We start from the raw sequence: 14,422 nt of genomic DNA on the forward strand, positions 1-14,422 counted from the left end.
TTCGACGAACCGCCTCAGTTCTTCTCGATCCGGATCACCTGCGGCCGTCCGCTGATCACCTTGTCCTTCTGCACGGCAGCGAGCGCGCGGCGCACGGCATCCTCATGCGTGGCGTAAGTGATCAGGATGACGGGCACCGGGACCGCCTTTCCGTCCTCCGGCGCAGCGCCGCCATTGGGATGACGCTGCACGATCGACTCGATCGAAATCTTCTGTTCTGCAAGCCGCGTCGCGATCGCGGCCGCGGTGCCGGGGAAATCGCGTGCCAGAAGACGGATGTAATAGCCGCCCTCGTGGCGCTCCATCGGCGCCTTCTTGGTGTCGCGCAGTTGCGAAATGGGCCGGCCGAACGGATTGGCACAGATGCCGCGCGCGACATCGGCGATGTCGGCGACCACGGCTGATGCCGTCGCGGCGCCGCCGGCACCAGGGCCGACCAGCGTGATCGGCGGAATGCCCTCGCCGTCGATCGTAACCGCATTGGTGACACCCATCACCTGCGCGATCGAGGAGGATTTTGGAACCATGGTCGGATGCACGCGCTGCTCGATGCCCTTGGCGGTGCGCACCGCAACGCCGAGCAGCTTGACGCGGTAGCCGAGATCGGCGGCCGCGCGCAGGTCTTCCGGTGCGATGGACGAGATGCCTTCGACATACACCGCGCTTTGAGCAACTTTCGTGCCGAAGGCCAGGCTGGCGAGGATCGCGAGTTTTTGCGCGGTATCGTGACCATCTACATCGAAGGACGGGTTGGCTTCGGCATAACCGAGCCGCTGCGCGTCCTTGAGGCATTCGGCGAAGGACAGGCCCTCCTGCTCCATCCGCGTCAGGATGTAATTGCAGGTGCCGTTGAGGATGCCGTAGACGCGATTGATGCCGGTTCCGGCAAGACCCTCGCGCAACGTCTTGATGACGGGGATCGCGGCGCCGACGGCTGCCTCGTAATTCAGCGCACCGCCGTGCTTTTCGGCTGATTTGGCGAGCTTGAGGCCGTGCTTGGCGAGCAGCGCCTTGTTGGCGGTGACGACCGACTTGCCGGCGTTGAGCGCGGCCTCGACCGCCGACAGCGCGGGATCGCCGGCGCCACCCATCAGCTCGACAAAGCAATCGATGCCGGGATGGGTGGCCAGTGCCATCGGATCCCTGGCCCATTCGACGCCGCGCAGATCGACGCCGCGCTTCTTGGCCTTCGAGCGCGCGGTGACGGCAACGACACGGATGCCGCGGCCGCTGCGGCCCGCGAGCACGCGGGCCTGCGTTTCAATCAAACGGACCACTTCGGCGCCCACGGTGCCGAGCCCCGCTATGCCCACTTTCAGGGGTGCAACCATGATGTCTTAGAAAACCTGCCGAAGAGAACTTAACGCCGAGTGGCGAGCGGAACGACGTTGTGCAACGTTTCGATGCCGCTTTCAAGGAAGCGTCGCACGCCGCGCGCGGCCTGCCTGATCCGTTGCTCGTTTTCCACCATGGCGATGCGGACATATCCTTCGCCATGCTCGCCGAAGCCGACACCGGGCGACACTGCGACGCCGGATTTCTCCACCATCAGGGTCGCGAACTGCATGCTTCCGACGCTGCGGAAGGCTTCCGGCAGCGGCACCCAGGCGAACATCGAAGCCTCCGGCGGCGGGATCTCCCAGCCGGCACGGCCGAACGATTCCACAAGTGCATCGCGGCGCTTGCGGTAGGTGTCGCGCATCTCCTTGATGCAATCGTCCGGGCCGTTCAGCGCGGCGGTTGCCGCGACCTGGACCGGCGTGAAGGCGCCATAATCGAGGTAGGATTTGACGCGGGCGAGCGCCGCGATCACACGCTCGTTGCCGACCGCAAAGCCCATGCGCCAGCCGGCCATCGAATAGGTCTTCGACATCGAGGTAAACTCGACGGCGACATCCATCGCACCGGGCACCTGGAGCACCGAGGGCGGCGGATTGTTCTCGTCGAAATAGACCTCGGCATAAGCGAGATCGGACAGGATCAGGATCTCGTGCTTCTTCGCGAACGCGACCAGGTCCTTGTAGAAATCGAGGCTCGCGACATAGGCGGTCGGGTTCGACGGATAGCAGACGACAAGCGCCAGCGGCTTCGGGATCGAATGCACGATCGCCCGCTCCACCGCCTCGAAGAACTGCGGCGTCGGCTCGGAGGGCACCGAGCGGATGACACCGCCCGCCATCAAAAAGCCGAAGGCGTGAATCGGGTAGCTCGGGTTTGGACAGAGGATGACGTCGCCGGGCGCCGTGATCGCCTGCGCCACGTTGGCAAAGCCCTCTTTCGAGCCGAGCGTCGCAACGATCTGGGTGTCGGGGTTGAGCTTCACGCCGAAGCGGCGGGCGTAGTAGCCGGCTTGGGCCCGGCGTAGTCCGGGGATGCCGCGGGACGCCGAGTAGCGGTCGGTGCGCGGCTTGCCCAGCGTCTCCTTCAGCTTCTCCAGCACATGCGCCGGGGCCGGCAGGTCCGGATTGCCCATGCCGAGATCGATGATGTCGGCGCCGGCATTCCGCGCGGCCGCCTTGGCCCGGTTGACCTGCTCGAACACGTAAGGCGGAAGGCGGCGGATGCGGTAAAATTCTTCCATGGCTCTCTGGGCTCCGGGCAACCGGTCAGGACAGAATCGACAGGACGGACGACGATCCCGAAGGCGCTCAGGCTCATCGTGAAAATTACTCAAAATCAAATACTTAGAGCAATCATCGACAACGAAGACTGAAGTCGTTCGCCCTGACTCTCGGCTGAACCGGGATCTTTTAGCACGGCAAGACGGGGGCGCCAGCGATTACCTTGCTGTGCCTCATTTCGCGTCCTTAGCGGCAGCGGCCTGGCGATCGCGCGCGGCGGCGAGCTCGGCCTCGATCTTGGCGCGCTGCTCCAGCGGGATGGTCGCCTGATCGCGATCCGGCGGCAGGTCGTGCACCGGCAGGTAGGTACCGGGCTCTCTCGGATGGGCCTGCGCGTCCACGGGCGTCATGTCCGCGAGCTGGCTCGAGCAGCCGCCCATGGCGAGCGCCGCGATCAGCAACGCGCTGCGGATCGGCAGCGTCTTTTGCAGGTCCCATAACGCCAACACTTGGGAAATCCCCTACTCGTCCCAAAGCACGGCCCCGGGCAACCTTACCCAAGACCGCGCCCAAGCTCAAACCATTGCTGCCCAAATGGCGCGAGCGAGAAAACAGCCAGTGCCACCAAGCCGAGCGGTGCGGCCCGAATGTGACGGAACCAAGAAGATTTGTCGCACTGCAACACATCTTCGAGAGTGTTTAACGCCAAACATGCGAGCTTCGCGGTGACGAATACGGAATGAGTCGTTACTGTTCTGCTCATGAGTATGGCCACGACCGATACGCCCAAACCCGAGACGAAGTTCGATGCGGAAGCCTTCGCGATGAATGTCGCGCGGGCGATGGAGAGTGGCGGCAAGGCGCTCGCCGCCTACCTCAAGCCGCGCGAGAGCGGCGAGGTGCAGGATCGCCCGCCGGCCGAGCTTGCCGAGGTCGTCAAGACCTTCACCTCGGTCGCCGAGTACTGGTTGTCGGATACGTCCCGCTCGTCCGATCTGCAGACCAAGCTCGCCAAGGACTATCTCGACCTCTGGGGCTCGGCGGTGCGCCGCATGGCCGGCCAGGACGCCCCGCCCGCGATCGCGCCCTCCCCGCGCGACAAGCGCTTTGCCGACCCGGAATGGAAATCGAACCAGTTCTTCGATTTCGTCATGCAGCTCTATCTGCTCACGACCAAATGGGCGCAGGAACTCGTGCGCGATGCCGAAGGGCTCGATCCGCACACGCGCCGCAAGGCGGAGTTCTACGTCCAGCAGGTCACCAACGCACTGTCGCCGTCGAACTTCGTGCTGACCAATCCGGAGGTGCTGCGCGAGACGATGGCAAGCAGCGGCGAGAACCTCGCGCGCGGCCTGACGATGCTGGCCGAGGACATCGCGGCCGGCAAGGGCATGCTGAAGATCCGCCAGTCCAATCCGGACAATCTCGTCGTCGGCGTCAACATGGCGACGACGCCGGGCAAGGTGATCTACCAGAACGAGATGATGCAACTGATCCAGTATTCGCCGACCACGGAGAGCGTGCTGCGCACCCCGCTCCTGATCGTGCCGCCCTGGATCAACAAGTTCTACATCCTCGATCTCAAGCCGGAGAAATCCTACATCAAGTGGTGCGTCGACCAGGGCATCACCGTGTTCGTGATCTCATGGGTCAATCCCGACAAGCGGCTCGGCAACAAGACCTGGGAAGACTACATGAAGGAAGGCCCGCTCACGGCGATGGACGTGATCGAGAGGGTCACCGGCGAGATGAAGGTGCACACCGCCGGCTATTGCGTCGGCGGCACGATGCTGGCGACCACGCTGGCCTGGCTCGCCGAGAAACGCCGCCAGCGCGTGGCGTCCGCGACGTTCTTCGCCGCCCAGGTCGACTTCACCCATGCCGGCGACCTCCTCGTGTTCGTCGACGAGGAGCAGATCGCAGCCCTCGAACACGACATGAAGACGGCCGGCGTGCTCGAAGGCTCGAAGATGGCGATGGCCTTCAACATGCTCCGCTCAAACGATCTGATCTGGTCCTACGTCGTCAGCAACTATCTGAAGGGCCAGCAGCCGAGCGCGTTCGACCTGTTGCACTGGAATTCCGATGCGACACGCATGACCGCGTCGAACCATTCCTATTATTTGCGCAACTGCTATCTGGAGAACCGGCTCTCCACCGGCACGATGGTGCTCGACAATACGCTACTCGATCTCTCCAAGGTCAAGGTGCCCGTCTACAACCTCGCCACCCGCGAGGACCACATCGCGCCGGCGGAATCGGTGCTGTACGGCTCGCAGTTCTTCGGCGGCCCGGTGAAATATGTGCTGTCGGGCTCGGGCCACATCGCAGGCGTCGTCAATCCGCCGGCCTCGAACAAGTATCAGTACTGGACCAACGACAACATCAAGGACGTCAATGTCGCGCAGTGGATGAAGGACGCCGTGGAGCACAAGGGCTCTTGGTGGCCGGACTGGCGCGAATGGCTGCGCGGGATCGATCCGGAGGAAGTCCCGGCGCGCAGCGTCGGCAGCGACGCCCTGCCCCCGATCGAGGACGCGCCAGGCAGCTATGTCAGGGTCCGCGCATAGCGGAATCTTCCGCGCTTTTGTATAGACTCGCGCTCGACGCAGCGACGACAGAGGGGATCGAACCATGACGCGCGAATTGTTCTGGCTGACACTGACGGTGATCCTGACCGGCATCCTTTGGATCCCCTATATGGTCAACCGCTGCCAGGTTCGCGGCCTCGGGAGCGTGATGGCCAACCCCACCCGAAACGACAAGGCGCAGTCCGAATGGGCGACGCGGCTGATGTTCGCGCACGACAATGCGGTCGAGAACCTCGTGATCTTCGCGCCGCTGGTGTTGATCCTCAACGCGATCGACTATTCCACCAAATGGACCGTGCTCGCCTGCGCCGTCTATTTCTGGTCGCGCGTCGCGCATCTGATCGTCTATGCGCTCGGCATCCCGGTATTCCGCACGCTGGCCTTCACCGTCGGCTTCCTCGCGCAGGCCGTGCTGGCATTGGCGATCTTCAGGGTGCTTTGAGCGCTAGGCGCTCAGCAGAGCAGCGACCCACCGATTTCATAGAGTTCCACAAGTTGGCGCCGACACGATACTGTCCATCATCGCGTGCGCCTTTTGGGAGCCGGCGGCGGATCCGGCTCGCTTGTCACTTCCAGATTGAGCGGCAAGTCCAGTTGCTGCGGCTCCCTCATTAGCCGCAAACCAAGGCGATCGCTCTTGAGCGTCACCTCGAGAGAGATGCCGAGTTCAGAGAATTGAACTGTACGCGGCTGATCAAGTTCCGCGAAGCCAAAGAAAGTGAATGGCAACTCGACCGCATCGGGGCCAACTTCACGCGACAACACCTGCGCTGAAGACGAATCAGTATTGATTGCTGTTTGCCCAGGGCCGCCAATGCCGGTCCGCAGCAGAACTTTGCCACTCTCGAACCCACCGACTTTTGACCGTTTCACATCTGCGGCCGCGATGACCTCCTCTAAGGTCAACCCGTCCAATTTGGCGAGCGCGCGAACGACCTCAATGACATCAGCCAACTCTACGCATCTTTCCTTGGTCGTTTCGCTTTCTCGGACTTCGAGCGCCTCTTCTAGTATCTTTCCGATAAGAAAGGCTTGAAGGGTGCTGCGGGGGACGGTCTTCGTCGCCTCAAGTTCCTGCCTAGCAGCAATTTTCTCCGGAATCTTGTCGCGAACAAGCTTTCCAAATGTCACATTCTTCCGAACGCGCAAATGGTCCTTTTCGCTGCTGGCGATGACGGTACAACCCAAGCGGTTGAGTTGATAGTAGGCATGCGCAAGCGTCGATCCTTCAAGATCGATCGGCATCCCATGGCGCAGCGCTTGCTGAGCGACTTGCTCCAAGAAGGCATTATCCCGGAATAAGTCTTGATGGTCGGGTCGGAGCACGATCATGTACTGCCCTTCGGCAAGATTAGCTTCCGCGAGGGCTAAGAGAGAGCTCTGATTGCTAACGACGAAGGAGTGACGCCGATTGCGGTCGTGATTCGTGACGGAATGCGCCGGCGTCCAATACCATGGCATGTTAAATGGTCGGCCATCATCGCGCACACAGCCGATGAACCACATCACGTGGCAAGCCCTACCAAGACGCGTCGCAATTTCATGAGTTCGTCTAGCTAGATCGAGCGCTTCTTTCTTGCTGATGCTGAGAGAACGTGCAATCTCATTTTTTACGCGCACATACGACCACGAGCCATCATCCTTGCAACGAAGGATGTTCGACTTGTATTCCGGGTATTCGGTCGCTGTGCCGGTCGGAAGATGCACCTCCCAAATATCGTAGGGGCAATACTGGAGCGCATCTGGCAGGCCCCATAGCCCATGAATTTCAACCGTGAGCTCATCCGGTGCCGCGCGAACCCAGGCTGAAGCGCGTGCATCAGCGTAACGGTGGGTAACGAAAGCGTAGTCATCAAGGCCGAAATCCGTTGCGGCGATGACATCCCGCGTCGCGAGACACCACGCGGCCGCTTCATCTGGCCTAAGACAATTTGGAGTTCGCGGCAGGTTGACCGGCTTATTCTCTTTGCGTTTGACGCTTGTTCGAACCATGATGTAGTCAGGTCCCAGCAAGCGACCGAATTCATCGCCCAAAGCTTTCGCCGCAACAGAGTCGCCCGTATGAGGAAGACTCGATAGCGGTATGTAGAACAGATTGGGCTTGCGCTCGCTTCCCTCCGACCAAAGCTCTTTTAAGACTCGGAGCTTGTCCCAATGCTCAATCGCGTCCGAATCTGGGGTTTGGATGTACTGGCCTGCGCCACCCTGGACGGTATGAATCGGCGTGATAGCAATTTGCCACGGATTGATACCAGTAAGATCTTCATCTTCTTCATCGAGTTGAACTAAATAAAAGCGCGTGGAGTCACTTATCCACTCGATGTTGAGTCGCGTAGATTGTCCGTGCAGCAGCTCGTTGTTCACCCAAGCACCGACTGAACCGAACAATCGCTCGAGCGATAGACCTGCCCGAGCCAGTAGAGGACCGCCTATTGCGGCAGCCGCATCACGCTGCACATTCAAGCGTAAACTGGTCGCATGACTCTGCTCGTGAGTGGTAATCTCCCACTGATCGCGCGTTCGCGAAATTCGCAAGAGATTTCCAAACTCGCCGCGCCGCTTCGGCTCCAGATATCGCTGAAGAACAATCCCACAAGCACGATTGCCCGCCGAAACAGCGACCTGTTTGCATACAGCTTGGAATGTTTGAACCCAATCCCCAACTGCAAGGTCGACAGCGATAGACTTGTAGCTACCGCGATCCCAAATTGTTTCGCCTACTACACTTGATCGAACAATGATCCGTGAGTCGCGGCCGCCTAGCGCGCAAAGCTGTTCAACGAAGGCGACGTCGAGAGCGTTCGGCAAAAATAGACCTTCGACTTCGCTGGCGCGGACAAGAATATACGGTAGTGTCCATGCCCGCGGTATCGCCATTAGTCCCGCAGCTTTGGGACCGAATATTTTGCGCGCGTCAATCGTGTCTACCCAAGTCGCGGGAGCGCTTGTCTGAGAATGGTAGACTCCATTCATTTTTCGCGAATGGTTCCAAATACTGCGTTTGCGATGTTTGTCAGAAGCCCGCTGACGCCATCGGAAAAATAGCCGATTAAGAACGCCATCGAAGCCGCGCTGGCCGTTCCGCGCGACGCATCTCCCGCGTGGCCCAAGATCATTCCGCTATCAAGGAGAGTAAGAACGGCGCAGGCATAAACGCCACCAACAAGCGGAACAAACAACCGCCACAACCGACGATCGAGATGCCAACTGCCTTTAGCGACAGAGTGGATGAGCCATTTGATCGAAAAGGTGGTCCCGCCCACAGCACCACTGAAAAACAATACTAGCATGCGGGGGTCAATTTTCGCCGACGTATCCGGGCCAAACGCCGGAAATGGCATCAAATAGGAGTTGCCGGAAAATGCCAACGCGATACCGGTGCAGCAGATCGAAATCACGAGGCCTAAGGCGAGGACTACAGCTTCACGTCGAATATACCTGACGGCTTCCGCAGGGAATCTTGATTGCCAGTCGTAAGGAGCCCGGCCATCCGTGTAGTCGGTGGTCTTTCCCGGAATCGCCATTGGCGGCGAGCCATCGGATGCCTTCGGTGCTGGGCCGGCTGGCCCACCAGCCCGCTCAATCCCCGTCGCCCCGTCCTCTGACACCACTCATCTCCCGGCTCATGCCGCGCGCGAGGCGGTAGCAATCGTTTCGGCGACATTTTCGATGTGTGGATGGGATCGATAATCCCACGCGGCCTCTCGACCGACAATGCGGGCAATAGCCCTGCGAAAAAACTGCGACCCGGCCGTCTCTACTGACTGAGCAAGCAAAAATTGGGTGCCGCTTCCGACGACGAGATACGATTGGCAAGCATCAAGTGCCGTATAGGCATCCCCTCGACCAGAGCACCACCGGAGCCCAACGTCGGACCTTACTTCGTCGCACAGCCGCTCGAAGGAGAACGGGGGCTCCAAAAGGATATGAATATGTGCGTGATCAACGCCGCACCCCACGATCGAGCGCGGCTCCGTCGCGCCATGCTCGAACCAAATGACCTCCGTCAGGTTCCGGCCGAACGAGCGTGCTATATCCTCAATGATCTGAAGCGGGGAAGTGCTCCAGTCCTCACTCCACCGTGCGGCATTAACAGCGTGGCGCTTTGGGATAGCCAGAACCCAATTTGGAACGATCGAACCGAGTGTAGGCGTGACAACCATCGTACCGGTGTCACGGATAACCGTGTCATACAGCGGCTTGGGGCAAGCACCCGATAATATTTTGGAAAAACGTGAGTTGCGCACGGAGCCCTCCGCCGAAAGTCGAATCGCAGCGGTATTGTAAGCGTATTGCGGTCAAACTGCTGGAGATTTCAGAGGATAGTCATTCCAGCGACGAACCGCAATACCAGCTTACCCATAAGTCGGGCGGTTCAGAAGGTGCATTGGGTCCCCACAATCGAAAAAGATTAACGGGAATTGTTTTCGAATGAGCGCGCTGCATTCATCCTAGCCCGGCTCTGCAGCGCACCGCCAGAGGCGCTGCGCTGCGTCCGGGGCACGAGACTGTCTTACGCCTCCGGCAAGCCCAGCATCAGCCGCATGTTCTGCACGGCCGCGCCGGAGGCACCCTTGCCGAGATTGTCGAGCCGGGCGACCAGCACGGCCTGGTGATATTTGTCGCTGGCGAAGACGTAGAGCTCGAGCTGATTGGTCTCGTTCAGCGCCTCCGGCTCGAGCCGGCCTCCCTTTGACGCCTCGTTCTGCAGCGGCATCACCTTGACGTACTTTGAGCCGGCATAGCGTTTGGCCAGCGCGGCCTGCAGGTCGGCCCCGCCAGGCTTGCCCGGCAGCGTGTCGAGCTGCAGCGGCACCGAGACCAGCATGCCCTGCCGGTAGTTGCCGACAGAGGGAATGAAGATCGGCCGCCGCGTCAGGTTCGAATAGAGCTGCATCTCCGGCAGGTGCTTGTGCTCGAAGCCGAGGCCGTAGAGCTCGAAGGACGGCGCGCTACCGTCTTCGAAGCTCGCGATCATCGACTTGCCGCCGCCGGAATAGCCGCTCACCGCGTTGACAGTGACGGGATAATCGGGCGGCAGCAGGCCGGCATCGACGATCGGCCGCAGCAGCGCGATCGCGCCGGTCGGATAGCAACCGGGATTGGAGACCTTCTTGGCGGCCTTGATCTTGCCGGCCTGGTCAGCCGTCAGCTCGGGAAAGCCATAGGCCCAATCGGGCGCGACCCGGTACGCGGTCGAGGCGTCCAGCACCTTCGGACCCGAGGCGCCCATGCTGTCAACGAGAGCAACGGTCTCCTTGGCGGCATCGTCGGGCAGGCAGAGAATGACGAGATCCACCCCCTCCATCAGCGCCTTCTTGGCCGCGGGATCCTTGCGCTTGTCGTCGGCGATCGTCTTCACGACCACGTCGTTCTGGAGCTTCAGCCGCTCGTTGATGCCGAGCCCGGTGGTGCCGGAGCCGCCGTCAACGAAGACGCTGGCAGTCTTCTTGGCCGCACTGGTGCTCGGAGCTTTGGTGGTGTCGGCGAGACCGGTTTCAGAAAGGCTCATGGCGCGCTCCCTTCGAGCATGTTCGTGTCGTCGGCAAATACTTGCGGCCTTGCCTGCCGCATCAACTGTGAGATCTGCTTGGCGTCGGCATCGCCGGCGCTGAGCGCATTGGCGATCGCCGCATAATCGGCGTCGGATTTGTGCTGGTTGAGCTTGAAGCTGCCTTCGACCTCTTCAACATTCATCACCAGACCCACGATCGCCTTTTTCATCGCTTCGAGCCGTCCGGCCGTCATCTTGCCCGACGTCCACGGCTTCTTCGGCAGCAGCCAGTGCTCGAACTTGTCGCTGAGCGTATCGATCTGCACCGACAGCTCGTCGTCCGACAGCAGCCGCACCGGACCGCTCAGATGCACCGATTGGTAGAGCCAGGTCGGCACCTGGTCCGGAGAGACGTACCAGTCGGGCGATACATAGGCATCGGGGCCGTTGACCGCGAGCAGCCAGGACGCATCGCCGCCCGCAAGCTTTAGCAGCGGATTGTGACGGGCGACATGAAACGCGGCCTGCGGCGTCCCATCAGCCGCATAGGTCAGATAGAACGGCAGCGGGGAAGCGACCGGCCTGTTGCCGTCGAAGGCGCACATGATGCCGAAGCCGCGCTCTTCGGCGAATTTCAGGCTTGCGGCGCGGTCCTGCTTGAAAAAGGGTGGCGTGTACATCGTGGTCTCCTGCTGGGCCTCCTTGGGGGCCGCCGGATCAGATCGCGCTGACAGGAGAGAGAATGCCGCGGATCGGATCCAGCGGCAAAGACGATGATCTCAAACGCGATCGACCGCCCAAACCGCAAGAGCGCGGCGGCGGCGACGGGCGAACAGGATGGTCGCGGCGTTGATCATGGCGCGGGGCTATAGAGCGAGATCTGGTTCCCGTCAAGGTTTGGAGGTCAGATCACCCGCCAGATCCACTCCATGATCTTGGCGAGCACGTCACCGAACAGCAGGAGCACAGCCGACCAGACCAGGGCCGAGATGAAATTGGCAGCCTGAAAGCTCCAATAGGGCATCTCGAAGATGCCGGCCGCGAGCGGCACCGAGGCGCGCAAGGGACCGAAGAACCGGCCGATGAAGATGCTGGGGATGCCCCAACTGCGCACGAAGGCCTCGCCTCTGGGCAGCAGTCCCGGATAGCGCGAGAGCGGCCACATCTCGGCGACCTTCTCCTTGTAGCGATAGCCGAACCAGTAGGAGACCCAATCGCCTAGCGCCGCGCCGAGGCCGCCGGCGATCCAGACCGGATAGAAGCTGATGCCGCTCGCCCCGATCAGGGCTCCGATCGCCACCAGCGCGCCCCAGGCCGGGATCAGTAGCGAGATGAAGGCGAGCGACTCCCCGAAGGCGAGCAGGAACACGATCGGAGCTGCCCAAGCCTGGTGAGCGCGCACGAAATCGGCCAGGGCGTGCGCAAAATGCTCCATCAAAAATAGCCTTCCCGCCCCGTCTCAAGGTGCTGCTCGATGAAAAAGACTGGTAAGCCAAGCACTTGTGTGACATCAAGTCACAAAGCCCGGCTCGGTGCAGACCGGCAGGTCAAATTGCCGGGAATTGGAGGACCTGCGGCGTAAAATCGCCGGGATTGGCTCCCAACCCACACCGCCCGGCCGCCTGCGATAACCTTTCCAAGTCAGAAGTGGCATAGTCGGCCTAATCGATTCGCCGCCCATGCGGCCCTCAAAACGCATCAAGATATATGTCCAAACAGTTGAAACCAAAAGCAAAAGACGACTTTTTCGGCGGCGATGAGCCGAAACCCCGCGCCGCCAAGGCGGCGCCGCGCGGAAGCGGCGGGGAAGCCGATTACACCGCGGCCGACATCGAGGTGCTCGAAGGCCTGGAACCGGTGCGACGCCGGCCGGGCATGTATATCGGCGGCACCGATGAGAAGGCGTTGCATCATCTGTTCGCCGAAGTCATCGACAACTCGATGGACGAGGCGCTGGCCGGACACGCGACCTTCATCGGAGTCGAGCTCAGTGCAGACGGGTTCCTCACCGTCACCGACAATGGCCGCGGCATCCCGATCGATCCGCATCCGAAGTTTCCGAAGAAGTCGGCGCTCGAAGTCATCATGTGCACGCTGCATTCGGGCGGCAAGTTCGACTCCAAGGTTTACGAGACGTCAGGCGGTCTGCACGGCGTTGGTATCTCCGTGGTGAACGCCCTGTCCTCGCGTCTCGAGGTCGAGGTCGCGCGCGGCCAGAAGCTGCACCGCATGACTTTCGAGCGCGGCCATCCCAAGGGCAAGCTCGAGGACCTCGGCAAGGTCAACAACCGCCGCGGCACGCGCGTGCGCTTCAAGCCCGACACCGACATCTTCGGCGCCAAGGCTGCATTCAAGCCGCAACGCCTGTTCAAGATGACGCGCTCGAAGGCGTATCTGTTCGGCGGCGTCGAGATCCGCTGGAACTGCGCGCCCGACCTGCTCAAGGGCATCGAGGATGTACCGGCCGAAGCGACGTTCCACTTCCCCGGCGGCCTCAAGGACTATCTGGCGGCTGCAATCCACGCCGACACGCTGGTGCATCCCGACATCTTCTCCGGCAAATCGGGCCGCAACGGCGCGCACGGCGCCTGCGAATGGGCGGTGGCCTGGACCGCGGACGCGGACGGCTTCCTCTCCTCCTACACCAACACCGTGCCGACGCCGGATGGCGGCACGCACGAATCCGGCCTGCGCAGCGCGCTACTGCGCGGCCTGAAGGATCACGCCGAGCGCGTCGGCCAAGGCAAGCGCGCAGCCTCCATCACCTCCGAAGACGTGATGGTGGGAGCGGCCGTAATGCTCTCGGTGTTCGTCCGCGAGCCCGAATTCCAGGGCCAGACCAAGGATCGTCTCGCCACCGCGGAGGCGCAGCGCATCGTCGAGCAGGCGATGAAGGATCCGTTCGACCATTGGCTGTCGGGCAATCCGAACATGGCCAACAGGCTGCTCGACTTCGTGATCGACCGCGCCGAGGAGCGGCTGCGTCGCCGTCAGGAGAAGGAGACCGCGCGCAAGACCGCCGGCAAGAAGCTGCGCCTGCCCGGCAAGCTCGCCGACTGCACCGACGCCGGCACCGATGGCTCAGAGCTGTTCATCGTCGAGGGTGACTCGGCCGGCGGCAGCGCCAAGCAGGCGCGCGACCGCAAGACGCAAGCGGTCCTGCCGTTGCGCGGAAAAATCCTCAACGTCGCTTCCGCCGGCAAGGACAAGCTGACGGCCAACGCCCAGCTCTCCGACCTCGTGCAGGCGATCGGCTGCGGCCAGCTCTTACATTACCGCGAAGAGGATCTGCGCTATCAGCGCATCATCATCATGACAGACGCCGACGTCGACGGCGCCCACATCGCTTCGCTCCTGATCACCTTCTTCTACCGGCAGATGCCGCGGCTGATCGACGAGGGCCACCTCTTCCTCGCGGTGCCGCCGCTCTACAAGCTGACCCACGGCTCGAAATCGGTCTACGCGCGCGACGACAAGCACAAGGAAGAGCTGCTCAAGAGCGCATTCAACGCCAACGCCAAGGTCGAGGTGAACCGCTTCAAAGGACTCGGCGAGATGATGCCGGCGCAGCTCAAGGAAACCACCATGGATCCAGCTAAGCGCACGCTGCTCAAGGTGGTGCTGCTCGCCGACGATCGCGATACCACCGCGGATTCGGTGGAGCGCCTGATGGGCACCAAGGCCGAGGCGCGTTTCGCCTTCATCTCGGACAAGGCCGAGTTTGCCAGCGAAGAGTTGCTGGACGTCTGAGCCATCGGGGACGTCCGCTCGGTTCA

General features: G+C 61.6%; 12 protein-coding genes. 3 read left to right on the plus strand and 9 right to left on the minus strand.

What is annotated here, in order from left to right; genetic code table 11:
- Positions 1 to 14: 14 nt before the first annotated feature.
- From IVA79_RS12820 to IVA79_RS12830, 3 genes are all read right to left on the minus strand, one after another.
- Complete coding sequence (locus IVA79_RS12820; protein WP_247553358.1) at positions 15 to 1,331, minus strand: homoserine dehydrogenase; 1,317 nt, start codon at positions 1,329 to 1,331, stop codon at positions 15 to 17.
- A 29-nt stretch (positions 1,332 to 1,360) separates the two neighbouring features.
- Positions 1,361 to 2,581, minus strand: coding sequence for an LL-diaminopimelate aminotransferase (locus IVA79_RS12825; RefSeq protein ID WP_247553359.1), 1,221 nt, complete (start codon positions 2,579 to 2,581; stop codon positions 1,361 to 1,363).
- Between the two features lie 213 nt (positions 2,582 to 2,794).
- A complete protein-coding gene (locus IVA79_RS12830) occupies positions 2,795 to 3,070 on the minus strand; it encodes a hypothetical protein (RefSeq protein ID WP_247553361.1) in 276 nt (91 codons plus the stop codon).
- 252 nt (positions 3,071 to 3,322) lie between these two features.
- On the opposite strand from IVA79_RS12830, the gene phaC reads away from it, so the two are divergent.
- Both phaC and IVA79_RS12840 read left to right on the plus strand, forming a co-directional pair.
- Complete coding sequence (gene phaC, locus IVA79_RS12835) at positions 3,323 to 5,131, plus strand: class I poly(R)-hydroxyalkanoic acid synthase (RefSeq protein WP_247553362.1); 1,809 nt, start codon at positions 3,323 to 3,325, stop codon at positions 5,129 to 5,131.
- 64 nt (positions 5,132 to 5,195) lie between these two features.
- Entirely contained in the window at positions 5,196 to 5,594 is a 399-nt protein-coding gene (locus IVA79_RS12840) for an MAPEG family protein (protein WP_247553363.1), read from the plus strand.
- A gap of 77 nt (positions 5,595 to 5,671) precedes the next feature.
- Here IVA79_RS12840 and IVA79_RS12845 read toward each other — a convergent pair whose 3' ends face one another.
- The 6 genes from IVA79_RS12845 to IVA79_RS12870 all read right to left on the minus strand — a co-directional run bounded on the left by IVA79_RS12845 (position 5,672) and on the right by IVA79_RS12870 (position 12,081).
- Complete coding sequence (locus tag IVA79_RS12845; RefSeq protein WP_247553364.1) at positions 5,672 to 8,029, minus strand: nucleoside triphosphate pyrophosphohydrolase; 2,358 nt, start codon at positions 8,027 to 8,029, stop codon at positions 5,672 to 5,674.
- Positions 8,030 to 8,121: 92 nt separating this feature from the next.
- On the minus strand, positions 8,122 to 8,676 hold the full coding sequence (locus IVA79_RS12850; protein ID WP_247553365.1) for a hypothetical protein: 555 nt from the start codon (positions 8,674 to 8,676) through the stop codon (positions 8,122 to 8,124).
- Between the two features lie 99 nt (positions 8,677 to 8,775).
- Complete coding sequence (locus IVA79_RS12855) at positions 8,776 to 9,399, minus strand: hypothetical protein (RefSeq protein WP_247553366.1); 624 nt, start codon at positions 9,397 to 9,399, stop codon at positions 8,776 to 8,778.
- 266 nt (positions 9,400 to 9,665) lie between these two features.
- Entirely contained in the window at positions 9,666 to 10,664 is a 999-nt protein-coding gene (gene argC / locus IVA79_RS12860; protein ID WP_247553367.1) for an N-acetyl-gamma-glutamyl-phosphate reductase, read from the minus strand.
- The gene (locus IVA79_RS12865; protein ID WP_247553368.1) at positions 10,661 to 11,326 is read right to left on the minus strand and encodes an FMN-binding negative transcriptional regulator; all 666 of its coding nucleotides are present in this window, start codon (positions 11,324 to 11,326) and stop codon (positions 10,661 to 10,663) included. The genes argC and IVA79_RS12865 overlap by 4 nt, the downstream gene beginning before the upstream one ends.
- Positions 11,327 to 11,550: 224 nt before the next feature.
- Positions 11,551 to 12,081, minus strand: a complete 531-nt coding sequence (locus tag IVA79_RS12870; protein WP_247553369.1) for a DedA family protein — start codon at positions 12,079 to 12,081, stop codon at positions 11,551 to 11,553.
- Positions 12,082 to 12,353: 272 nt separating this feature from the next.
- On the opposite strand from IVA79_RS12870, the gene parE reads away from it, so the two are divergent.
- On the plus strand, positions 12,354 to 14,396 hold the full coding sequence (gene parE, locus IVA79_RS12875; protein WP_247553370.1) for a DNA topoisomerase IV subunit B: 2,043 nt from the start codon (positions 12,354 to 12,356) through the stop codon (positions 14,394 to 14,396).
- The last annotated feature ends 26 nt before the right edge of the window (positions 14,397 to 14,422 follow it).

The sequence above is a fragment of the Bradyrhizobium sp. 138 genome (assembly GCF_023074075.1).
Lineage (GTDB): Bacteria > Pseudomonadota > Alphaproteobacteria > Rhizobiales > Xanthobacteraceae > Bradyrhizobium.

Coding starts and splice junctions, on each gene's coding strand:
- IVA79_RS12820 (WP_247553358.1), bottom strand. CDS start 1,331: ATGGTTGCACCCCTGAAAGTGGGCATAGCGGGGCTCGGCACCGTGGGC.
- IVA79_RS12825 (WP_247553359.1), bottom strand. CDS start 2,581: ATGGAAGAATTTTACCGCATCCGCCGCCTTCCGCCTTACGTGTTCGAG.
- phaC (WP_247553362.1), top strand. CDS start 3,323: ATGAGTATGGCCACGACCGATACGCCCAAACCCGAGACGAAGTTCGAT.
- IVA79_RS12840 (WP_247553363.1), top strand. CDS start 5,196: ATGACGCGCGAATTGTTCTGGCTGACACTGACGGTGATCCTGACCGGC.
- IVA79_RS12845 (WP_247553364.1), bottom strand. CDS start 8,029: ATGGCGATACCGCGGGCATGGACACTACCGTATATTCTTGTCCGCGCC.
- IVA79_RS12850 (WP_247553365.1), bottom strand. CDS start 8,676: ATGGCGATTCCGGGAAAGACCACCGACTACACGGATGGCCGGGCTCCT.
- argC (WP_247553367.1), bottom strand. CDS start 10,664: ATGAGCCTTTCTGAAACCGGTCTCGCCGACACCACCAAAGCTCCGAGC.
- IVA79_RS12865 (WP_247553368.1), bottom strand. CDS start 11,326: ATGTACACGCCACCCTTTTTCAAGCAGGACCGCGCCGCAAGCCTGAAA.
- IVA79_RS12870 (WP_247553369.1), bottom strand. CDS start 12,081: ATGGAGCATTTTGCGCACGCCCTGGCCGATTTCGTGCGCGCTCACCAG.
- parE (WP_247553370.1), top strand. CDS start 12,354: ATGTCCAAACAGTTGAAACCAAAAGCAAAAGACGACTTTTTCGGCGGC.